The sequence below is a fragment of the Dactylosporangium sp. NPDC005572 genome, from assembly GCF_040605515.1.
Taxonomy (GTDB): domain Bacteria; phylum Actinomycetota; class Actinomycetes; order Mycobacteriales; family Micromonosporaceae; genus Dactylosporangium.
Map to the genome: position 1 here is coordinate 1 of NZ_JBEXCY010000211.1, position 20147 is coordinate 20147.

At 76.1% G+C, this 20147-nt stretch carries 19 protein-coding genes; 9 read left to right on the forward strand and 10 right to left on the reverse strand.

Annotated features, from left to right (window positions below; all coding sequences use genetic code 11):
• The 3 genes from ABZS66_RS50685 to ABZS66_RS50695 form a co-directional block, all read left to right on the forward strand.
• On the forward strand, positions 1–665 hold a 665-nt coding region (locus tag ABZS66_RS50685), incomplete at its 5' end, for a hypothetical protein (RefSeq protein WP_354770259.1).
• A complete protein-coding gene (locus ABZS66_RS50690) occupies positions 662–2260 on the forward strand; it encodes an Hsp70 family protein (protein WP_354770260.1) in 1599 nt (532 codons plus the stop codon). The genes ABZS66_RS50685 and ABZS66_RS50690, both read left to right, overlap by 4 nt.
• 17 nt (positions 2261–2277) lie before the next feature.
• Positions 2278–2685, forward strand: coding sequence for a DUF1257 domain-containing protein (locus tag ABZS66_RS50695; RefSeq protein ID WP_354770261.1), 408 nt, complete (start codon positions 2278–2280; stop codon positions 2683–2685).
• On the opposite strand, the gene ABZS66_RS50700 is transcribed toward ABZS66_RS50695, so the two are convergent.
• Positions 2678–3235: a TetR family transcriptional regulator gene (locus ABZS66_RS50700; protein WP_354770262.1), complete on the reverse strand. Its 558-nt coding sequence runs from the start codon at positions 3233–3235 to the stop codon at positions 2678–2680. The two genes, ABZS66_RS50695 and ABZS66_RS50700, sit on opposite strands and share 8 nt — an antisense overlap.
• 83 nt (positions 3236–3318) lie before the next feature.
• Here ABZS66_RS50700 and ABZS66_RS50705 point away from each other — a divergent pair, with 83 nt between their 5' ends.
• The gene (locus tag ABZS66_RS50705) at positions 3319–4389 is read left to right on the forward strand and encodes an SDR family oxidoreductase (RefSeq protein WP_354770263.1); all 1071 of its coding nucleotides are present in this window, start codon (positions 3319–3321) and stop codon (positions 4387–4389) included.
• Positions 4390–4627: 238 nt separating this feature from the next.
• Here ABZS66_RS50705 and ABZS66_RS50710 read toward each other — a convergent pair whose 3' ends face one another.
• Positions 4628–5281, reverse strand: coding sequence for a class I SAM-dependent methyltransferase (locus tag ABZS66_RS50710; protein ID WP_354770264.1), 654 nt, complete (start codon positions 5279–5281; stop codon positions 4628–4630).
• A 77-nt stretch (positions 5282–5358) separates the two neighbouring features.
• On the opposite strand from ABZS66_RS50710, the gene ABZS66_RS50715 reads away from it, so the two are divergent.
• Positions 5359–5928 (forward strand): XRE family transcriptional regulator, encoded by a 570-nt coding sequence (locus ABZS66_RS50715; protein WP_354770265.1) that lies wholly within the window; start codon positions 5359–5361, stop codon positions 5926–5928.
• Positions 5929–5991: 63 nt separating this feature from the next.
• Positions 5992–7404 carry an MFS transporter gene (locus ABZS66_RS50720; protein ID WP_354770266.1) on the forward strand — a complete coding sequence of 471 codons (1413 nt, stop codon included), beginning with the start codon at positions 5992–5994 and terminating at the stop codon, positions 7402–7404.
• 3 nt (positions 7405–7407) lie between these two features.
• Here the strand turns inward: ABZS66_RS50720 and ABZS66_RS50725 are convergent, their stop codons facing one another.
• A complete protein-coding gene (locus tag ABZS66_RS50725; protein WP_354770267.1) occupies positions 7408–8412 on the reverse strand; it encodes an AsnC family transcriptional regulator in 1005 nt (334 codons plus the stop codon).
• Between the two features lie 79 nt (positions 8413–8491).
• On the opposite strand from ABZS66_RS50725, the gene ABZS66_RS50730 reads away from it, so the two are divergent.
• The 3 genes from ABZS66_RS50730 to ABZS66_RS50740 all read left to right on the forward strand — a co-directional run bounded on the left by ABZS66_RS50730 (position 8492) and on the right by ABZS66_RS50740 (position 10294).
• Positions 8492–9121, forward strand: coding sequence for an SGNH/GDSL hydrolase family protein (locus ABZS66_RS50730; RefSeq protein WP_354770268.1), 630 nt, complete (start codon positions 8492–8494; stop codon positions 9119–9121).
• A 4-nt stretch (positions 9122–9125) separates the two neighbouring features.
• A complete protein-coding gene (locus ABZS66_RS50735; RefSeq protein WP_354770269.1) occupies positions 9126–9836 on the forward strand; it encodes a DUF998 domain-containing protein in 711 nt (236 codons plus the stop codon).
• 80 nt (positions 9837–9916) lie between these two features.
• Entirely contained in the window at positions 9917–10294 is a 378-nt protein-coding gene (locus tag ABZS66_RS50740; RefSeq protein WP_354770270.1) for a hypothetical protein, read from the forward strand.
• On the opposite strand, the gene ABZS66_RS50745 is transcribed toward ABZS66_RS50740, so the two are convergent.
• From ABZS66_RS50745 to ABZS66_RS50775, 7 genes are all read right to left on the reverse strand, one after another.
• Positions 10281–10919: a class I SAM-dependent methyltransferase gene (locus ABZS66_RS50745; RefSeq protein WP_354770271.1), complete on the reverse strand. Its 639-nt coding sequence runs from the start codon at positions 10917–10919 to the stop codon at positions 10281–10283. The genes ABZS66_RS50740 and ABZS66_RS50745 overlap by 14 nt on opposite strands.
• A gap of 10 nt (positions 10920–10929) precedes the next feature.
• Positions 10930–11166, reverse strand: coding sequence for a nitroreductase family deazaflavin-dependent oxidoreductase (locus ABZS66_RS50750; RefSeq protein WP_354770272.1), 237 nt, complete (start codon positions 11164–11166; stop codon positions 10930–10932).
• An 18-nt stretch (positions 11167–11184) separates the two neighbouring features.
• Positions 11185–12606: a glycine hydroxymethyltransferase gene (locus tag ABZS66_RS50755; protein WP_354770273.1), complete on the reverse strand. Its 1422-nt coding sequence runs from the start codon at positions 12604–12606 to the stop codon at positions 11185–11187.
• 203 nt (positions 12607–12809) lie between these two features.
• Positions 12810–13742 (reverse strand): hypothetical protein, encoded by a 933-nt coding sequence (locus ABZS66_RS50760; RefSeq protein ID WP_354770274.1) that lies wholly within the window; start codon positions 13740–13742, stop codon positions 12810–12812.
• The gene (locus tag ABZS66_RS50765; protein ID WP_354770275.1) at positions 13742–16771 is read right to left on the reverse strand and encodes a hypothetical protein; all 3030 of its coding nucleotides are present in this window, start codon (positions 16769–16771) and stop codon (positions 13742–13744) included. Before ABZS66_RS50765 ends, ABZS66_RS50760 begins: the two co-directional genes overlap by 1 nt.
• On the reverse strand, positions 16768–19173 hold the full coding sequence (locus ABZS66_RS50770) for a hypothetical protein (protein ID WP_354770276.1): 2406 nt from the start codon (positions 19171–19173) through the stop codon (positions 16768–16770). Before ABZS66_RS50770 ends, ABZS66_RS50765 begins: the two co-directional genes overlap by 4 nt.
• A 29-nt stretch (positions 19174–19202) precedes the next feature.
• A partial coding sequence (locus ABZS66_RS50775) for a DUF4407 domain-containing protein (RefSeq protein WP_354770277.1) occupies positions 19203–20147 on the reverse strand: 945 nt, incomplete at its 5' end.

The following is a 20147-nucleotide window of genomic DNA, read 5'->3' on the forward strand; positions in this document are numbered from 1 at the left end:
GCGGCCGGCAGCTCGCGGTGGCCGACGCGGGCCGGCTGCACCTGCTCGACCACCGTGGCGCGCCGCTCGCCCGGGCCGGCGCGGCGGCCACCGGAGGCCTCGCCTTCACCGCCCACGACACGCTCGTCACGCTCGCCGGCGGGCAGCTGACGCGGTGGCACGCGAGCGGACGGCTGGAGCGGCTGGACGCGGTGCCCGCGACCGGCGCGCACCTCGACGTCGTCGACGGCTTGGGCCTGCTGGTCCTGACCGACGGCGACACCCTCGTGCTCCGCGACGCGGCGACCCTCGCACCGTGCGCGCCCGGGCCGGCCTTGCTGGCCTTGCTGGCCGGGCCGGCCGCCCTCCCGTACCCGCGGGCCGCGGCCGGGCGGCTCGCCGTCGCCCGCCCCTTCGCGGGCGACGGTTCGCCGTGCGTCGTCGAGGTACTGCCGCCGCCGGCGCACCGGCTGGTCGCCCGGTCGATCGGCGAGCTCACCCCGGCCGACCTCGCCACGGTCGAGGCGGAGGCCGCCGCCGACCGGGCCGGCCCGTGGGAGCAGCGCCTCCTCGAACTGCTGCGCGACACCCTGCGGGTCCGCTTCGACCACGAGATCGCCCTCGGCGTGTCCGCCAGCGTCGCGGAGGACACCGACATCGTCATCTCCGGAGGGGACCCCGATTGACGGCATCCACACAGCGGATCGGTATCGACTTCGGCACCGCGAACACCGTCGTCGCGCGGTGGGACGGCGGGCGGGCCGAGCCCGTCGCGCTGCCCGGCTACGACGTCGTCCGCGAGCCCGTGCCGGGGCTGCTCCAGCGGGTCGTGCCGTCCGTCATCGGGTACCGCGAGTCGGGCGCCCGGCTGTCGGCGGTGCTCGGCGCCGGCGCGCTCAGCCTGCCGCCCGACGCCGGCACGGTCTTCCGCTCGATGAAGAGCCACCTGTCGGGCCGGGTCGCCGACGTGCCGCGGCGCGTCGGCGACCACCGGATCAGCGGCCGGGAGGCGGCGACCGAGTTCCTGCGTGGTGTCACCGCCCTCGCCGTCCTCGCGGTCGGCGCCGACGACCTGGAGATCGTCGCCACCGCGCCGGTCGAGACCTTCGACTCGTACCGCGACTGGCTCGTCACCGAGGTCGGCGCCGACCTGCCGCAGGCCCGCCTGCGGGTCGTCGACGAGGCGACCGCGGCGGCCGTCGGCTACGGCGGGCGGATGAGCCCGGGCGACGCGTTCTGCGTGTTCGACTTCGGCGCCGGCACCCTCGACGTGTCGGTGGTGCGGGTCCGCGACGCCGAGGAGGCGGGCGGCGGGGCCGGCGTGCGGGTGATCGCCAAGGCCGGCGTGGACCTGGGCGGCAACCACGTCGACGCGCTGCTGGCCCGGCACGTGCTGGAGCGGGCCGGCGGCCCGCCGCGCGACCCGGTGCGGCACAACCAGGTCTTCGCGGCGGTACTGCGGGAGGCCGAGGCGGCCAAGGTGTCCCTGAGCCACACCGACACCGCGACGGTCGCCGTGCCCGGGGCGCGGCCGGTGCGGATCGCGCGGGACGAGTTCGAGCGGCTGCTGAAGCAGGAGGACGTGCTGGGCCGGGTCAACCGGGCCCTGCGCCGGGTGCTCGACGCGGCCGCCGGCCGCGGCTACCCGGCCGGCGACCTGGCCCGCGTGTTCCTGGTCGGCGGCACGAGCCTGATTCCAGCGGTACAAGACCTGTTGCGGCTGCAGTTCGAACCGGGCGTCCTGCACCTGGACCGGCCGCTGGAGGCGGTCGCGGTCGGGGCGGCCGGCATCGCGGGCGGGCGCGAGCTGCACGACCACATCCAGCACGACTACGCCATCCGGCACGTCGACCAGGCCTCCGGGGCGTACCGCTTCGAGCCGCTCGTCGCGGCCGGGACGCCGTACCCGACGGAGGAGCCGGTCAGGTCGCTCACCATCCGCGGGATCCGCAGCGGCCAGCGCCGGCTCGGCCTCGCCGTCTACGAGCTGGCCCACGCGACGGCCCGCGACGGCGGCGCCGACATCGAGATCGTGTTCGACCGCGACGGCGGCGCCCGGGCCGTCGGCGTCACCGACCAGCAGCGCCAGGAGCGCAGCACGCTGTGGCTCAACGAGGACAGCCCCACGTTCCTGGAGGCCGACCCGCCGGCCCGGGCCGGCGCCGACCGGTTCCTGCTGGAGTTCCGCATCGACTCGCAGAAGCGGCTCACCGTCTCCGCCTTCGACCTCGAGCGCAAGACCTGGCTGCTGGACCGGCGGCCGGTCGTGCGGCTCGCCTGACCTATCCGGAGGTACCGATGTCCCACTTCACCCGCGTCCGGACCGCGCTGCGCGACGCGGACCTCCTCGTGAGCGCGCTAGGCGCGGCCGGCTTCGGCACCGTCGAGGTCCACGACGCGCCGCAGACCCTGTACGGCTACCAGGGCGACGCCCGGCCCGAGCGCGCCGAGGTCATCGTCCGCCGTGCCCACCTCGGCACGGCCAGCAACGACCTCGGCTTCCGCCGCACGGACGACGGCACGTTCGAGGCCATCATCAGCGACTACGACCGCCGCCAGTACAGCGAGGCGTGGCTCGGCACCGTGTCGCAGCACTACGCGCACGCGGCGACGCTGCGCTACGCGCAGGACAACGGCTTCGAGGTGGCGACCGAGGAGCGCGACGCCGACGGCACGCTGCGCCTGACGCTGCGCCGCTTCACCTGAGCCCGTCGCGCAGGTCCGCGAACGCCGCGCGGACGTGCGCCGCGAGCTTGCCGCCGTCGTCGCCGACCCAGCGGACGAACGCGACCTTGAACAGGGCGATGCCGACCTCCGCGGCCAGGTCGGCGGCCGGCGCCGCGACCCCGCGCCCGCGCAGCGCGGCGGCGAGGGCGTCGGCGAGCGTCGCGAGCTTCACCAGCTCGCGCTCCCGCAGCTCCCGGTTGGCCTCGATGACGACCTGCCGCTGCCGGGCCAGCTCCCGCCGCGCGTCGAACTGCTCGCCGACCGCCTCCAGGGCCGCCACGACCGCTCCGAGCGGGGTCGCTGCGGCGGGCGCCGCGGCGACGGCCGTGACGAGGGACTCCTGCAGCGCGGCCGAGCCGGCGAACAGCACCTCCCGCTTGTCGGCGTAGTGCCGGAAGAAGGTCCGCTCGGTGAGCCCGGCCCGCCCGGCGATCTCGGCCACCGTGACCTGCTCGAACCCCCGCTCCCGGTAGAGCGCGAGGGCCGCCTGCTCCAGCCGGCCGCGGGCGTTGGGCTCCCATCGACTCATGACCCCGATCCTAGTGATGGCAGCGACTGACATTGCGCGCTAGGCTTCCTGATGACAGCAACTGACATCAGGAGGTACCCCAGATGCGTGTCTTCGTCACCGGCGCGTCCGGCTGGATCGGCTCCGCGACCGTCCCCGAGCTGCTGGCCGCGGGCCATGCGGTGGTGGGCCTGGCCCGCTCCGACCGGGCGGCCGCCGCACTGACCGCCGCGGGCGCCGAGGTGCGCCGCGGCACGCTGGACGACCTCGACGCGCTGGCGGACGCGGCCGGCGCCGCGGACGGCGTGATCCACCTCGCGTTCCAGCACGACGTGGCGTTCTCCGGAGGGTTCCTGGCCGCCGCGGAGGCCGACCGCCGCGCGGTGGAGGCGATGGGTTCGGCGCTGCAGGGCTCGGACCGCCCGTTCGTGCTGGCCTCGGGCCTGCTGGGCCTGACCCCGGGCCGCCTGGCCACCGAACACGACGGCCGGGACGCCGCGTCCTCGTCCACTCACGCCGGCGCTGCTTCCTCGCCGTCCGGTCTCGACAGCGCGGCTTCGCCGTCGTCCGGTCACGGTGGCGCGGCTTCGCCGTCGGCCGGTCACGGTGGCACGGCTTCGCCGTCGTCCGGTCTCGACGGCGCGGCTTCCTCGCCGTCCGGGGAGGCGCCGTCCGGTCCGGACGTGCGGCGCGCGACCGGGCAGTACACCCTCGCGCTGGCCGAGCAGGGCGTGCGCTCGTCCGTGCTGCGGCTGCCCCCGACCGTGCACGGCGACGGCGACCAGGGCTTCCTGGCCGCCATCGTGGCCGCGGCCCGCGAGCACGGCGTCTCCGGCTACCTCGGTGACGGCGCGAACCGCTGGCCGGCCGTGCACCGCCTCGACGCCGCCCACCTGTTCCGCCTCGCGCTGGAGGGGGCCCCGGCCGGCTCGGTGCTGCACGCGGTCGGCGACGGGGGCGTCCCGATCCGCGCGGTCGCCGGGGTGATCGGCCGCCACCTCGGCGTGCCGGTGGGGCCGGTCGAGCCGGCCCACTTCACCTGGCTGGCCGGCCTGGTGGGCATCGACAGCCCGGCCTCGGCGGAGCTGACCCGCGACCTGCTCGGCTGGCAGCCCACCCGGCCCGGCCTGCTCGAGGACCTGGAACAGGGCCACTACTTCCTCCTCGCCGGGTAGCCCGGCCGGCATCCTCCGCGACCAGGCCCGACCGCCCGGGGCCGCGGCGGGCCTTCACGACCGGGTGGTGGCCGCGTTGGGCCGACTCACGGGCCGGCTTGCGGCGGGCCTTCACGACCAGGTCCTGGCCATCCGGGGCTGCGGCGGGTCTTGACGGCCGGGTGGCGGTCGCCCTGGGCCGCGTCGCACCGGCCCGCGGCGGGCCTTCACGACCGGGTAGCGGCCGCGCCTGGCCGACTCACGGCGCGGGCCGGCGGCGGGCCTTCACGACGAGGTCCTGGTGGTGCGTCCAGCCGGGGCGCGACTCCGCCACGACGACGTCCCAGCCGTCCGGGGGCAGGGCGCCGGTCACCGTGTCGAGGCCGATCGACGCCGGCTGCGGGGCGTGGGCGGCCGAGTGCGCGTCGGCGTGGTCGTGGCCGACGACGAGCAGTGTCCCGCCCGGGGTGACCGCCGCGGCCAGCCGGGCGACGAACTCGGCGAACGGCACGGCCGGGTGCACGTACTGGCTGACCACCAGGTCGTACTGCCGCGGCGGCTGCCAGGTGGTCAGGTCCGCCACGACCCACTCGATGCGCGGCGCGAGATCGCCAGCGCCAGCCTCGGCAGCCTCGGCAGCCCCGCCAGCCTCGGCAGCCCCGCCAGCCTCGGCAGCCGCGGCGGCCTCGGCGGCACGGACGGCGGTCGGTGACACGTCGACCGCCGTCACCCGCCAGCCCTGCCGGGCCAGCCAGACGGCGTCGGCGCCGCGGCCGCAGCCGGCGTCCAGCGCCGTCCCGGCGGGCAGGGCGGCCACCTCCGCCACCAGCTGCGGGCCCGGCGAGCCGTGGTGGTGCGGTGCGTGCTCCCGGTAGTGCTGCTCCCACCACTGCGGGCCGAAGGATGCGGTCATGCCTCCACGGTACGGGCGCCAGCGCTTCCGGCAAGATCTCATGCGGTTTTGGCAAGAAGTCGCGTAGGCTGGCCGGCATGTCCCAGGTCGACCTCTCCGACGTCGTCCGGCAGCGCATCCGCGGCCTGCGGCAGGCGCGCGGCTGGAGCCTCGACGCGCTCTCCGCCCGCTGCCACATCAGCCCGTCGACGCTGAGCCGGATCGAGACCGGCAACCGCCGCATCGACCTGGAGCAGCTCGTCGCGCTCGCCCGGGCCCTCGGCACCACGATCGACCACCTCGTCGAGCCGGTGGACGACGCCGACGTCATCATCCGGCCGGTGCAGCACCAGGAGCCCGGCCTGACCACGTGGGTGCTCTCCCGCGACGCCGCCCAGCACGGGGGCCGCCTGGTCGCCAAGATGCGCATCACGCCGGAGCGGCGCACCGGGCCGGGGCATCTCGCCGTGCATCCGGGGCGGGAGTGGTTCACCGTGCTCACCGGGACGGCGCTGCTGTACCTCGGGGAGCGGCAGCTGACGGTCGGCGCGGGCGAGGCGGCGGAGTTCTCCACGATGATCCCGCACTCGATCGGCGCGCTCGGCGGGCCGGTCGAGATCCTGACGATGTTCGACCAGGAGGGGGAGCGGGCCCACGCGGAGTCGTGAGCGGTTCTTGCGATTTCCGCAAGCACTGATGCCGTTACCGCAAGGCGGCGCTAGCTTTCGGGCATGACCCCTCTCGTCTCCTCGCCGCCGGCCGACCCGGTGCTGCACGACCCGCGCCGCCTGCGCGCGATCCTCGTCGCGGTCTGCGTCGCCCTCATGGCGGTCGTCGCCTCCGTCTCCGGGCTCAACGTCGCCCAGCAGGAGCTCGCCCACGCCTTCGGCGCCTCGCAGGACACCGTCCTGTGGATCATCAACACGTACACCGTCGCCCTGGCCGCGCTGCTCCTGCCGCTCGGCGCGGCCGGCGACCGCTGGGGCCGCCGGCCGGTGCTGCTCGCCGGCCTGGCCGTGTTCGGCGCGGCGAGCGCGGTCGCGGGGCTCGCCCCGTCGTCCGCGGTCATGATCGCCGCCCGCCTCCTCGCGGGCGTGGGCGCCGCGATGATCATGCCGGTCACGCTGGCCGTCATCACCTCGACGTTCCCCGACGGGCAGCGCGCGAAGGCGATCGGCGTGTGGACCGGCGTCGCCGGCGGGGGCGGGCTGCTGGGCATGTACCTCTCGGCGCTGCTGGTCGACGTGGCGAGCTGGCGGTGGCTGTTCGCGCTGCCGGTCGCGCTGGTCGCCGCGGCCGCCGTCCTGGCGCTGCGGTCGGTGCCGAACTCGCGGGAGGTACCACGGCATCCCTTCGACACCACCGGCGCACTGCTGTCCGTGGTCGCCGCGGTCGGCCTCACGTTCGTCCTGCACGAGGGCCCGCAGCGCGGGTGGAGCGCCCCGCTGACGCTCGGCAGCCTGGCCGCCGGCCTGGCCGGCGCCGCCGCCTTCGTGGCGTGGGAGCTGCGCCGGCCCGGCCCGCTGCTGGACGTGCGGCTCTTCCGGGACCGCGGCCTCGCCGGCGGCTCGCTGGCGCTGCTCGTCGTGTTCGGCGTGCAGGCCGGCGTCTTCGTGGTGCTGTTCCCGTACCTCCAGGCGGTGCTCGGCTGGTCCGGCCTGCGCTCCACCCTCGCGCTCATGCCGATGGCGCTGCTCATGATGCTCGCCTCCGGCCTCGCCCCGCGCCTGACCGCCCGCGTCGGACACCGCGCGACGACGGCCACCGGGATCCTCCTGAGCGGCGCGGGCCTGGCGTCGATGGCCGCCCTGGTGTCGGTGGACGGCGGCTACCGCACGATCCTGCCCGGCATGCTCGCCATGGGACTCGGCATGGGCCTGACCATGACCCCGTCGACGGAGGCCCTCACCGCCGCCCTGCCCCGCGAGAGGCAGGGCGTGGCGTCGGCCCTCAACGACGTCACCCGCGAGTTCGGCACCGCCCTCGGTGTGGCTCTGCTCGGCGCGATCGTGTCGGCCGGCAACCGCGGCCCGATCGCCGCCGGGGCCTTCGTCGACGGCTGGCAGCGCGCGATGTGGACCGGCGTCGCCATCATGGCGGCCCTGTTCGCCTACGTCGTCGTGCGCGGCCCCCGGCGGCCGTGACGGCTACGGGACCAGGAGGGTGCCGGCGCCCTTCACCCGGCGTACCACCGGGGCCGTCTCGGTGGCGGTCACGCCGGCCAGGGCGCCGATGCGGACGGCCAGGTAGTCGTACAGCTCGTCGAGGTCGGTGCAGACGACCGACGCGGTGACGTTGGCCGGGCCGGTGATCGCGGCGGCCCAGGCGACCTGCGGGTGCGTGGCGAGGGCCGCGGTCAGCGCGGTCAGCGCCGCCGGGGCGACGGTGAGCCACAGCGTCGCCTCGGCGGCGTAGCCGAGCAGGAGCGGCGCGATCTCCACGTCGAAGTACAGCACCCGGCTGCGGCGCAGCTCGGCCAGGCGGCGCCGGACCGTCGTCTCCGACCAGCCGGTCGCCCTGGCCAGCTCCGGGAAGCCGGCCCGGCCGTCGCGGGCCAGCGCCGCGAGCAGCTCGTTGTCGGCCGCGGTCAGCGTGACCCGCTCGGCCGGCGGGCCGCCCGCGCCGGCTGCGCCATCCGGACCGCCGGGGCCGCCCGCGCCGTCCGAAGGGGTCAGCGCCCGCACCTGGGCCGCGTCGAGCGCGTCGGTCCGGCCGGGCCAGCCGCTGGTGCCGGCCACCGCCCGCAGGATGCAGTGCGCGGTCACCCCGGTGACCCTGGTGCTGCGGGGCAACCGCTGCAGGAGCAGGTCGCCGTCCTGCTGGTGGGCCCGGGTGCGGGTGATGCAGTTGATCTCGGTACCGCCGGACAGGATCGACACCCACGACGTGTCGGCCCGCCGGGCCAGCGCCGCGGCCACCGGCACCGCGGCGTCGGGCGTGCACCGCATGCGCACCTGCCAGTCGACGTGCCCGAGCACCGCCGCGTCGGGCAGCCCGACGACCCGCAGCGCGCCGGCCGACCGCAGCCGCCGGTACCGCCGGGCGACGGTGCGGTCCGACGCCCCGACCACGGCGGCGACGTCGCTGAACGAGGCCCGCCCGTCGACCTGCAACGCGTGCGCGAGCTGCCGGTCGAGCAGGTCGAGCTCCACGCCCAGACGGTAACAGCCGCTCCCGCCACGGCCGCGTGAGGTTTGTCGCGGAAAGCGGCGCCGTGGCAGGGTGGCGGCCATGATCTTCGAGGCGGGCCAGCGGGTCGTGTTCATCGGCGACAGCATCACCGACTGCGGGCGGCGGGACGTGCACGCGCCCTACGGCAACGGCTACCTGAGCCTCGTCCGGGCGTACGCCATGGCCCGCCATCCCGGCACCGGGCTGACCTGGGTAAACCGGGGCGTCGGCGGCGACACCGTCCGCGACCTGGCGGCCCGCTGGGAGCGCGACGCCGTCGCCGAGCGGCCCGACTGGCTCGGCGTCATGATCGGCATCAACGATGTGTGGCGGGGGTTCCTCGGCCGGCCCGCGGAGGCGGTGCCGCTGCCGGAGTTCGAGGACACGCTGCGCGCGCTGCTGCGCCGCGCGGTCGACGCGACCGGCTGCCGGCTGGTGCTCGCCGACCCGTACGTCATCGAGCCCGATCGCACCGACCCGCACCGGGCCGAGAGCGACCGCTACGTCGCCGTGGTCGGCGCGCTCGCGGACGAGTTCGGGGCGCTGCACGTGCCCACCCAGCGGGCCTTCGACGACGTCCTCGCGGTGTCCCCGCCCGACCTGTGGGCCGCCGACCGCATCCATCCCGGCCTGCCCGGCCACACGGTGCTCGCCGACGCCTTCGCCCGCGTCCTGCTCCCGGTAGCCTGAACCGATGGACGTGCGGACCACCGCCGCCGCGGGCGCGGTGACCGCCGTGCGGGCCTCGGCCGGGGTCGGCGTGCTGTGCCTCGCCGGGTCGCTCGCCCTCTACGGCGTGCTGCACGTCGTGCCGCCGTCCGACCGGCTCGACTGGACGACCCGCACCATCAGCCACTACGCGCTGCTGTCCAACGGGTGGGTGTTCGACGTCGCGACGCTGCTGCTGGCGGCGGGCTCCCTCGCGGTCCTGGTGGCGCTCGCGCGGGCCGGGCTGCTGCGCCGGCCCGCGGCGGCGGCGCTGCTGCTGTGGGTCGCCGGGCTGGTCGGCGTCGTGTGGTTCGAGAAGCACAACTGGGCCGCCGGGCCGTCGGTGAGCGGCGACGTCCACCGGGCGGCGAGCGTGGTCGCGTTCCTGAGCCTGCCCGCCGGCGCGCTGCTCGCCGCGACGCCCTGGCTGCGCGGCGGGCGGGCCCGCGTCCCGGCCCGCGTCCCGGCCCGGCTCGTCGCGCTCGGCGGCGCGTTGTCGCTGCTGTCGTTCACGCCCATCCTGTGGGCGGTGCTGGCCGAACCGTGGACCGGCGTGCGGTGGTGGCGGGCCGTCCCGCTCGGCGGTGTCGAGCGGGTGCTGGGCCTGGCCGAGGTCGCCACGGTGCTGCTGCTCGCGTGGTGGGCGGTCCGCTCGGCCCGCGGCGCGGGAACCGCCGAGCCGTCCGGTGACTCCTGACCGTTGTGCGAACCGTTTCGTTGCTGCTTGTTCTCGTGCTTGCCGGATGTACCGCTGAAACCCCCGCCGCATCGCCGGCCGTGACCCGCAGCGGCTGTGGCTCGCCCGTCGCGACCGGCCCGCTGCCCGAGTGGGCGCGGACCGGCTTCTCGGGCGACTCGAGCATGCCGCACGTCCTCGGCGACCGCGGCGATATCGTGGCGGCGATCTTCGGCTACCCCCTCGCGGTGTCGCGGCCCGACGGCCCGTCGAACAAGATCCTCTGGGTGTCCAAGGCGACGGCGCCGCCGGGCGACCTCGTCATCGACGCGAAGCTGGACGGGACGGCGGTCACCGAGACCCGCCACGTCTCGGGCGGGCCCGGGCCGTCGATCGTCGACCTGCCGCGGGCCGGCTGCTGGCACCTGACGCTGACCTGGCCCGAGCACACCGACACGATGGACCTCACGTATCAGTGACCCGCTTGCGGGCGTGGATGCGTTCGACGGTGCCGGCCTTGCGCCGCTCGGCCTCGACGATCTCGAACCCGGCCGCCGTGACGAGCGGCAGCTGGCGCCGGGTGAAGTGCTCGCCGGCGGTGCGGATGGTGAGCCGCTCCAGCAGCCACTGCCCGGCCCGGACCGGCGGCCAGGTGCTGCCGACGTGGTCGAGCAGCAGCAGCCGCCCGCCGGGCACCAGGACCCGGTGCATCTCGCCGATCGCGGCGGCCGGGCGGGGGATCGTGCACAGCGACAGCGCGCACACGACGGTGTCGAAGGTGTCGGCGTCGAACGGCAGCGCCTCCGCGTCACCGGTGCGCAGGTCGACGTCGAGGCCGAGGCCGGCGGCGCGCTGCCGGGCGATGGCCAGCATCGCGGGGCTCAGCTCGATGCCGGTGAGCGTCGTGCCGGCCGGGTAGTGCGGCAGGTTGCGACCGGTGCCGACGGCGACCTCGAGCACGCGGCCCCGCGCGCGGGCGCCGATCCACTCGCGGCCGCCAGTGAACCAGATCCGCTCGAAGCGCGCGATCTGCCGGTCATACGCGGCGGCCTGCGTGTTCCAGGCGCGCAGCACCTTCGCGGTCTCCTCGTCCGGGCCGGTCACGCCGTTCAGGCTACCCCCGGGCCGAGAGGCGGATCACCGGCAGTTTCCGGTCGGTCCTGCGCTCGTAGCCGCCGAACCGCGGCTGGCTCGCCGCGATCCGCCGCATCGCGGCCTCCCGCTCGGCGCCGGTGAGCTCCTCGGCGCGGGCCGGGACGCGCCGGCCGCCGATCTCGAACGTGACCCGGTCGGGGTGCGCGCGCAGGTTGTGGTACCAGGCCGGTGTACCGGGCCGGCGTGGGCGTGCCACGCCGGCCCGGCCGCCGCGCTAGTCCAGCTCGACGCTCGGGTACAGCGGGAACCCGGCGAGCAGCTCGGTCGCCTGCTTGCTCACCCGGTCGGCCAGGGCCGGGTCCAGGGCGTACTTCGCCTTCGAGTCCCCGGCCGGGGTGGTGCCGGCGAGCACCGTGTGGATCAGCTCGGCGATCTGGTCCATCTCGGCCACGCCGAGGCCGCGGCTGGTCAGGGCCGGGGTGCCGATGCGCACGCCGGACGTGTACCAGGCGCCGTTCGGGTCGTTCGGCACCGCGTTGCGGTTGGTGACCACGCCCGAGTCGAGCAGGGCCTGCTCGGCCTGGCGGCCGGTGAGGCCGAACGGGTGGACGTCGAGCAGCACGAGGTGGTTGTCGGTGCCGCCGGACACCAGCCGGACGCCGCGCTTGGCCAGGCCCTCGGCGAGCGCCTGGCTGTTGGTGACGATCTGCTGGGCGTACGTGGCGAACTCGGGGCGGCGGGCCTCGGCGAACGCGATCGCCTTGGCCGCCATGACGTGCGACAGCGGGCCGCCGAGGACCATCGGGCAGCCGCGGTCGACCTGGTCGGCCAGCTCGGGCTGGGCCAGCACGGCGCCGCCGCGCGGGCCGCGCAGGCTCTTGTGCGTCGTGGTGGTGACGATGTGCGCGTGCGGGATCGGGTCGAAGTCGCCGGTGAAGACCTTGCCGGCGACGAGGCCAGCGAAGTGCGCCATGTCGACCATGAGGGTCGCGCCGACCTCGTCGGCGATCTCGCGCAGGGTCGCGAAGTTCACCTTGCGGGGGTACGCCGAGTAGCCGCCCACGATGATCAGCGGCTTGAACTCGCGGGCGGACTCGCGCAGGGCCGCGTAGTCGATCAGGCCGGTGGCCGGGTCGACGCCGTAGCTGCGCTGGTCGAACATCTTGCCCGAGATGTTGGGGCGGAAGCCGTGGGTGAGGTGGCCGCCGGCGTCGAGGGACATGCCGAGCATGCGCTGGTTGCCGAACGCGGCCCGAAGCTCCGCCCACTCGGCGTCGGTGAGGTCGTTGACCTGCCGCTTGCCGAACTTCTGCAGATGCGGTACCTCGACCCGGTCGGCCAGCACCGCCCAGTACGCCACCAGGTTCGCGTCGATGCCCGAGTGCGGCTGCACGTAGGCATACGGCGCCCCGAACAGCGCCTTGGCGTGCTCGACGGCCACCGCCTCGACGGTGTCGACGTTCTGGCAGCCGGCGTAGAAGCGGCGCCCGATCGTGCCCTCGGCGTACTTGTCGGACAGCCAGTTGCCCATCGCCAGCAGCACGGCCGGCGAGGCGTAGTTCTCGCTCGCGATCAGCTTCAGCGACTCGCGCTGGTCGTGCAGCTCCTTGGCGATCGCGTCGGCGATGCGCGGCTCCACGGCCCGCACGGCCTCGAGCGCGGCGCGGAATGCGGTCGATTCTGCGTTCAATGTCACCCCTGGAGCCTAGGCCGGGCGGCCACCGGTGGTGCGACCGCCCGGCGGTGCGAATGGGAAACCCCGCGGTGAATGCGACCATCCAGTCGTAGACGTCAATGTGAAATGTCACCTCCGCGTTGTTCGGCGACGGCACACACCGGCCCGGCCGGCGCCCTGGTCGAGCGCCCCGCCGGGCCGGTGTGCCCCCTCCTGACGGGATGTCACTCCGGGGGTGGATGCGTCACCACGCGGGCCGGCACGGTCGTGCCGATCCGCACGCAGATCGGCCACACGATGCGCTTGCCGGCCGGCCCGGCGCCGGGCGGCCGCGGCTGCACGTACGCCTCGATCGGCTTCGCCGAGCGGGTCGCGTCGAACCAGTCCTCCCACGGGCGCGGCACGCCGATGCGCTCGTCCGGCGGCGCCGCGGCGCGCACGGCGGCCAGCGAGCACTCGGTCAGCTGCCACCAGGCGCTGTCCGGGCCGGGGGCGAGCACCATCCGGACGCCGTCGGTGAACTGCGCCGGCACGAGGGTGCGCAGGTGCCCGTCGATGCGGGCCAGCTGCATCAGGTGGTTCGGCGCGCCCGGGTCGGACAGGGGCTGCAGGAGCCGCTCCAGTTCGGCGCTGAAGTCGTCGTAGTCACGGTCCGGCTCGTAGGGCCGCAGCCAGTCCTCGCCGTTGGTGCGCACGTCGATGCGGCCGAGGCCGCGCCCGTGCCGGGCGATGTAGCGGAGCCCGCGGACCGCCCGGGTCAGGTCGTCGTCGGGGTCGACCGGGTCGGTGAGCAGGTTCGGCAGGTCGGCACCCGCACCCGCGGCGGCCCGCAGCGCGGCGAGGCGCTCGGCGTACGTCCCGGGCGGCAGGTGCAGGAGCGCGACGTGGTCGGCCTGTGCCAGCGCCTGCTCCTGGGCCAGCGCCTGCTCCCGCTCCCGCTCCTGCTCCTGGGCGTGGGCCTGGGCTTGGGACGACGCCGCCGGCGCCGTCTCCCGCGGCACCACCGGGGCCGCGTCCGGCACGACCCGTTCGACCGCGATGTCGACCCGCCCGGAGAGCGTGATCCGGTACCGCTCGCGCCCGTCCTGCCCCGTCGCCGTCACGCCGGCACCGTCGAGGCGGAGCAGCACCTCCAGCACATCCGGTTCGTCGCTCATCAGTGGTCCCCGGTGAACGGGTCCCACGCCGGGTCCCAGTTGGTGGTGCCCGGGTCCATGGTCGCGGTGTGCACGTAGCCGGGGTGCCGCTCCATCTCCTCGAGCGACTCGGCCCGCAGGTACTCCGGGTAGCCCGAGTGCACCCGCAGCGAGCCGCGCGCGTCGAGCACCGCCCAGACCGGCACCCGGGGCTGGGCGTCGCCGCCGTCCTCGCCGGCGAAGCGGGGCGGGCGGACCGGGGCCAGGACCACCGGCGGGCGGCGCTGGCCGGGGTGCACCAGGAAGAGGTACTCGTCGGCCGGCTCCCCGTCGACGGCGTCCGGCAGCGGGCGGGCGGAGACCGCCCCGCCGACCGTCGCCGGCAGGCCGACCCGGGCCCCGTCCAGCGCGATGTCGACCCCGAGCCGCTCCTCGGCGGTGCCGGCGGCGAACACCTCGACCGGCGCCGGCCGGCGCGGGTCGCCGTGGCGCACCGGCACGACCTCGATCTGCGGCACGCCGGCGAGCTCGCCGTCGGCGAAGTACTCGCGCAGCTCGTGGGCGCCGGCGAGCTCGGCGCTGTCGAGCGAGTCGCGGTCCAGGCCGCGCATCGGGTGCAGGCGGGGCCGCACCCCGGTCGGGGTGCCCCGGCACAGCGACACCTGCGCGGTCAGCTCCTGGTCGATCTCCAGCTGGTACCACAGCTCCGGCACCGCCGGCGCGCCCCGGTGCCACCCGTACTCGTAGCGGCCCCACTCGATCGACCGGTGCCCGCGCGCGTCCCCGCCGAGCAGCCGGTGCAGCTGGATGTCGGGGATGAGCGGCCGCCACTCGGTACGCACGAACAACCGGCCGTCGGCGCGGGCCAGGTCCAGCGGCTGCCCGTGGCGCAGCCAGGGCACCGGGTCGTTGAGCGCCGTCGCGAGGCCGAAGTCGGCCGGCAGCGCGAGCAGCAGGTTGTCGGCCCGGACCACGAGCAGGTCGTGGCCCTGCCGCAGCTGCTGCGGGTCGGAGCTGCCGATGGCGGTGATGCTGCGCGCCCAGGCGGCGCCGATCGACGCGGCCTGCTTGGCGTAGCGCCGCTCGACGATGATGCCGCTGGGGTCCCACGCCACCGGCGGGCCGCCGTCGGCGCCGGCGCTGAGGTGCTGGGCCATCAGCTGCTCCACCAGCTCCCGCACGACCGGCATCGCGGTGGTCCGCCCGGACAGCGCCACCACGTCCAGCCGGGCGCCCGGGACGCCGCCCAGCGTGCGGCGCACCAGCGTGGCGGTCATGCCCACCGCCACGTCGAGCATCGGCCGCACCATCCGGGCGAAGTCCTCGGCGCGCAGCACGACGCTGCCCGGCGCGAGCCGCGCCGCGGCCTCCTGGATCGCCTGGTCCGGGATGTACGTCGTCCAGATCTCCGGCAGCGTGTAGTCGCGGCCCTTCGACAGGTGCTCCACCTTCGCGGTCTCCGCCGCCGTCCACAGCTCGTCGAACACCTTCGTGCGGGCCCGCCGCCCGTCCGGCCCGCCCGCGCTGTGCGTCGGCAGCTCCGCGCGCAGCACCCGGCGCACGTCGTCCGGCACCGGGTCGGGCAGCTCGGCCCGCAGGACCCGGGCCACCAGCGAGTCCTCGTCGGTAGAGCCCTCACCGCCCTCGCCCCGGGAGGCCCGGATCGCGTCGACGATCGCGGCCTTGAGCCAGTAGAACAGCCGCAGCGTCAGCAGGTCGCCGCCGAGCTGCTGGTGGCCGGTCGTGCCGAGCACGTGGGGCCGCAGCAGGTACTCGCGGCCGTGCAGCCGCAGCCCGTCGGCGGGGGTCTGCGGGCTCTGCGGGCTCTGCGGGCCGCTGCGGTCGACCAGGTCCAGGGCCAGCAGCGCGATGTCGGCGGTGCCGCCGCCGAGGTCCAGCACCGCCATGTACTGCCGCCAGGTGCGCTCCGCCGCGTCCGGCACCTCGGTCGCCGCCGCCCGGAACGCCCGGATGCCCGCGTCGGCGTCGCCGCCGAAGCCGCGCATCACGAAGTACAGGCCGGCGGCGATCGCCTCGTCGTACTCGAGGTACACCCGCTTCGGGTCCAGGCACAGCGCGTCGGCGACGATGTGCCGCAGCCGGTCGCGGACCGACGGTGGGGTGACGGTCGGGTACGTCACCGCCACCTCGGACACCTTGCGGTCGGCGACGACCCGGATCGGGTACAGCAGCGAGTCCTCCTGCGCGGCCCCGGCCACGGCGTCGGCGACGATGCGGCCCAGGTGGGCGTAGCCCAGCCCGATGAGCAGGTCGCTGTCCGGCCGCCAGCCGCCCGGCAGCCGGTGCCCGGCCAGCTCCGGCACGTCGGTGCGCTCCAGCAGGCGCCGCTTGAGGTCGGGCAGCAGCACGGTGTCGCCGGACCCGTCGCCGGGCAGGCCGTCGACGAGCGCGGAGCGCTCCACGTCGGCCGGGCGCAGCGCCAGGACGCTGCGGATCTCCGGCACCCGGAAGCGGTCCCACAGCCCGACCGGCCAGATCCGGTTGCGCCGCAGCGCGGGCGTGGTGAACGCGTGCTCGTAGGCGGCGGCGAGCCGCGGCGCGAGCACGTCGGCGTGCTCCGGATGCTCGGCGGCGTAGTCCTCGATGCCGAGGCACACCGCGTGCCGGACCGCCTCGTCGAGCTGCCCGGCCGGCCCGCGAAAGGCCTCGTCGCCGTCGCCGCCCGGCGGGCGGCCCAGCAGCGCGCCGCGCAGCCAGTCGACGCCCGGGGTGGCCGGCACCTTCTCCGGGGGCAGGCGCAGCGCCACGGCGGTGAGCAGGCCGGGCAGCAGCGGGGCCACCGCCGGGTCGTGCAGCAGCGCGGCCAGGTCGGCGCGCAGCGTGTCCAGCTGCGCCGGGTCGATGGCGCGGGCGTGCAGCTCGATGCTGTGCGACAGGGTCACCGTCGAGGACCAGTGGCCGAGGTCGATCCCGACGTACTGCAGGGTGTCGGTGTCACCGGGCTCGGCGGTGCGGATCGGGCCCAGCGGGGCGCGGGCCCCGCGCGGGCGGGCACCGGTCGCCGGGCCGCGGTCGGTCGTGGTCGTCATCGGGTAGCTCCGTTCGGGTCATCGGGCCGGTGGCGGGCCGCCAGCCGGGGAATCTCGCCGGCCTTCGGGATCGCCTTGAGCAGGTCGGGGATCCTCCGGGACAGCTCGGTGCGCAGCTCGCCGAGGGCGGCCTGCACCCGGCGGCGCACGTCGACGTCGATCGCGTTCACCACGTCCCGGCGCAGCCGCAGCACGTGGACGCTGTCGCGGGCCGGCCCGTCCGGCGGCCCGGGCAGCCGCGGGTGCCACGGCAGCGCCCGCCGCTCGTCCAGCGGATAGGCCGGGAACGGGGCCGCCGGCACCGCCCCGGCATCGGCGCCGGCGTCCGCGGCGGTCCGGACCGCGGCCAGCGCCTGGCGGACCAGCGAGCGGTCGGTGAACTGCTCCAGGACCCGCCAGCGGCTCGGGCTGCCGGGGCCGTCGACCGGGCCGCCGAGCAGCGGCTCGAGCAGGCCGGCGTCGGCGCGCAGCAGGTCGATCGCGGACGCGACCGGCCGGGCGTCCCAGACCCGGCCCGCCCAGCCGTCCACGATCCGGTCGAGCTGCCGGTCGGCCGCCTCGAGCAGCTCCGCGTAGGAGCCCTCGTAGTGCTCCCGCAGGTCGTCCAGCGCGGTGACGATGCCGAGGTCGGCGAGCTCGCCGACGTTGAGCACGCCGATCTCGACCAGGCCGTCGGGCGCGTAGACCAGCGTGTTGGTCCACACGTCCCAGCCGTGCACCGCCACCGTGGCCCGCTCCCGCAGGTCGCGGTCGATGCGCTGGCCGTCGCCGTCCGGCAGGATCGCCAGCAGCGGGACCTGCTGCACCTGGCGGCTCAGCTCGTGCACCGCGCGGGTCAGCGCGGTGGAGACGGCCCGCAGCCGGCGCACGACGTCGGGCCGCACCGCGCCCGGGGCCGGCTCCGGCGCCAGCTCCGCGCAGCGGGCGTCGAGGTCGGCGAGCATCGCCTCGGCCTCGGCGAGCCAGATGCGCAGGCCGTGGCGCTGCAGGTGGCCGCCGACGAGCCGGCGGGCCGCGTCCAGGCCGCCGTCGCGGCCGGTCCAGTCGGCCAGCGCGACCGCCATCGGCTCCGGCGCGCTCCCGGCCAGCAGCGCGTCCACGGTGGACCGCCACGCGTCCGGGTACTCGTCGGCGGCGCGCACCTCGGCGCCGGCGACGCTGGGCGGCGTCGGCCAGCCGAGGTCCAGGACCGCGCGCAGCGCCGACACGAGCGCGGCGCGCTCCTGCCGGTGGTTGGTCAGGCCGTCGAGCAGCCCGTCGAGCACCGCGAAGTCCTCGGAGCGCGCCGCGAGCTCGCCGATGCTGCGCACCGGGTAGGCGCCGGGCGGCGGCCGCAGCAGCTCCAGCCGGTTGACCAGCACCAGCAGCGAGTCGGCGAGCTCCTTCCTGGCGTAGCGGCCCTGCTGCAGCATGCCGAAGAAGCGCGCCGCCGCGTCCGACGCGCCGGGCACCCGGCCGTCGAGCACCATGACGACGGTGCTGGTCTCGGGGAGCTTGCGGCGTACCACCCAGCGGTCGCGCTCGTTGCCCGAGTTGAGCCCGGGCAGGTCGAGCAGGTCGGTCGGCACACCGCCGGTGTCGAGCACGTCCCGCGGTACGTCCACGTCGATGACGATCTCGTCCACGAGCGGGAAGACGACGGTCAGCGCCTCGGCGGTGAGCCGGTCGGCCGGGAACGGCGGGCGGTGCACCCGCTCGGGGAACGCCGCGCCCGGCACCCGCTGGGTGCCGATCTTCACCGCGTCGCGCAGCAGCGCCGCGTCGATCGCCATCGCGCCGGCGCCCGGCACCCGGGCCAGGAAGCCGGCGCCGGCGTCCAGCGCGTTGCGCAGCTGCACCAGCTCGAACGCCAGGTCGCGGACCGTCGGGTCGGCCGCGTCGTCCGTCCACAGGGGACGCAGGACGTCGAGCCGGGACCAGTCGGAGCGCTCGGGCGCGGCGACGTCGACCGGGCTCCAGCCGCGCAGCGCGGCCAGGGCCGGGTGCGGGGTGCCCTCCTCGGGGTCGGTGATCCGGGCGACGATCGCCTCGGCGAGCCGCGCGGTCTCCTGGGGGGTCAGGAACCCGACGGCGATGGTGCCCCGGCGGGCGGCGGATCCCGGGGGTACCGCGTGCAGCCGCAACCGGGTGACGTTGCCCGTCGTCGGTGTGTTGGACACCGGCAGCAGGTCGGGTACGCCGGTGAGCAGCGACGCCAGCAGGGACTTGCCGGCGCTCACCTGCCCGGCGAGCGCGGCCGACGGGCTGCGGTGCACGAACGCGGAGCACCGGTTGGCCAGCTCCCGCGCCTCGTGCAGCGCGCGGCGCCGGTGCGGCGGTCCGTCCGGTACCCCGCCGAGCTGCTCGACGGCTTCGTAGGCGCGCCGCCGCAGCTCGGCGATGCGGGGATGGATCTCGGTCACTGCTCACTCTTCCCTTCGCGATGGAGCCCTCACGGTTCGGTCCGCTCCAGGTGGCCGGCCCGGGTGCGCAGGTAGCGCCGCAGGCCCTCGAGGTCGATGCGGCGGTGCACGCCGTTGCGCAGCGCCGCCAACTCGACGTCGGCGTCGACGTCGGCCCGCTGCGCGACGACCTTGCGGCGGTCCGCGTAGCGCTCGGCGGCGCCCTGCTCGCGGACCCGGCGGCCGTAGACGGACCAGCCGCCCAGCAGCTTCAGGCTCAGCGGGACCAGGTCGACGGCGACGAACAGCCCGCGCAGCACCCACGGGATGCCCTGCACCGACCAGTCGTCGCGGTGCGCGGCCCGGTACTGCGCGAACGCCCGCTCCTGCTCCAGCCAGCCGGCCGGGCCCTGCCGGTCCAGGTCCGCCGCGTGCCAGCGGGCGTCGCCGTCGCGCAGGTCGCGGTACGGCCCGGACGTGGGGTCGCGCAGCGCGGCCCGCTCCGTCCCCAGCGCGGCGACCTTCGGCTCGACCTCCCCGCGGGTCTGGTCGAGCCGGTCCCGCGCGGTGCGCAGGTCGGCCAGCCGGTCCAGGTACGTCTGGTACTCGGCGAGCGCCTTCGGCCCCTTCCCCGGCTGCGGCGAGATGCGGCCCTGGACCTCGTCGACGTAGCGCTGGTAGGCGACCTGCTGCGCCTCGTCGGCGGCCGTGACGTCGCGCTCCCGGTCCTCGATCTGGACGTGCAGGGCGGCGACCTGCCGGTCGATCGCGGCCTCGCGGGCGGCGACCGCCGTGGCGGCGGCCGCGTCGTAGCGCTCCTGCCGCTGCCCGGCGATCACCTGACGGATCTCCGGCTGGAAGATGAGCAGCACGATCGCCTCGCTCATCAGCAGCGCGACGGCGAGGGCCATCCCCACGCGCAGCAGGTAGACGAGGCCGCGCACGCCGTGCGCCCCCGCGCCCCGGCCGGCCCCGGCGGTCCGGCTGGCCCCGCC

Bases quoted from the DNA above. Each gene is read 5' to 3' on its own strand.
- ABZS66_RS50715 (WP_354770265.1), top strand. From the start codon at position 5,359: ATGTCCCAGGTCGACCTCTCCGACGTCGTCCGGCAGCGCATCCGCGGC.
- ABZS66_RS50720 (WP_354770266.1), top strand. From the start codon at position 5,992: ATGACCCCTCTCGTCTCCTCGCCGCCGGCCGACCCGGTGCTGCACGAC.
- ABZS66_RS50710 (WP_354770264.1), bottom strand. From the start codon at position 5,281: ATGACCGCATCCTTCGGCCCGCAGTGGTGGGAGCAGCACTACCGGGAG.
- ABZS66_RS50700 (WP_354770262.1), bottom strand. From the start codon at position 3,235: ATGAGTCGATGGGAGCCCAACGCCCGCGGCCGGCTGGAGCAGGCGGCC.
- ABZS66_RS50705 (WP_354770263.1), top strand. From the start codon at position 3,319: ATGCGTGTCTTCGTCACCGGCGCGTCCGGCTGGATCGGCTCCGCGACC.
- ABZS66_RS50765 (WP_354770275.1), bottom strand. From the start codon at position 16,771: ATGACGACCACGACCGACCGCGGCCCGGCGACCGGTGCCCGCCCGCGC.
- ABZS66_RS50730 (WP_354770268.1), top strand. From the start codon at position 8,492: ATGATCTTCGAGGCGGGCCAGCGGGTCGTGTTCATCGGCGACAGCATC.
- ABZS66_RS50760 (WP_354770274.1), bottom strand. From the start codon at position 13,742: ATGAGCGACGAACCGGATGTGCTGGAGGTGCTGCTCCGCCTCGACGGT.
- ABZS66_RS50735 (WP_354770269.1), top strand. From the start codon at position 9,126: ATGGACGTGCGGACCACCGCCGCCGCGGGCGCGGTGACCGCCGTGCGG.
- ABZS66_RS50695 (WP_354770261.1), top strand. From the start codon at position 2,278: ATGTCCCACTTCACCCGCGTCCGGACCGCGCTGCGCGACGCGGACCTC.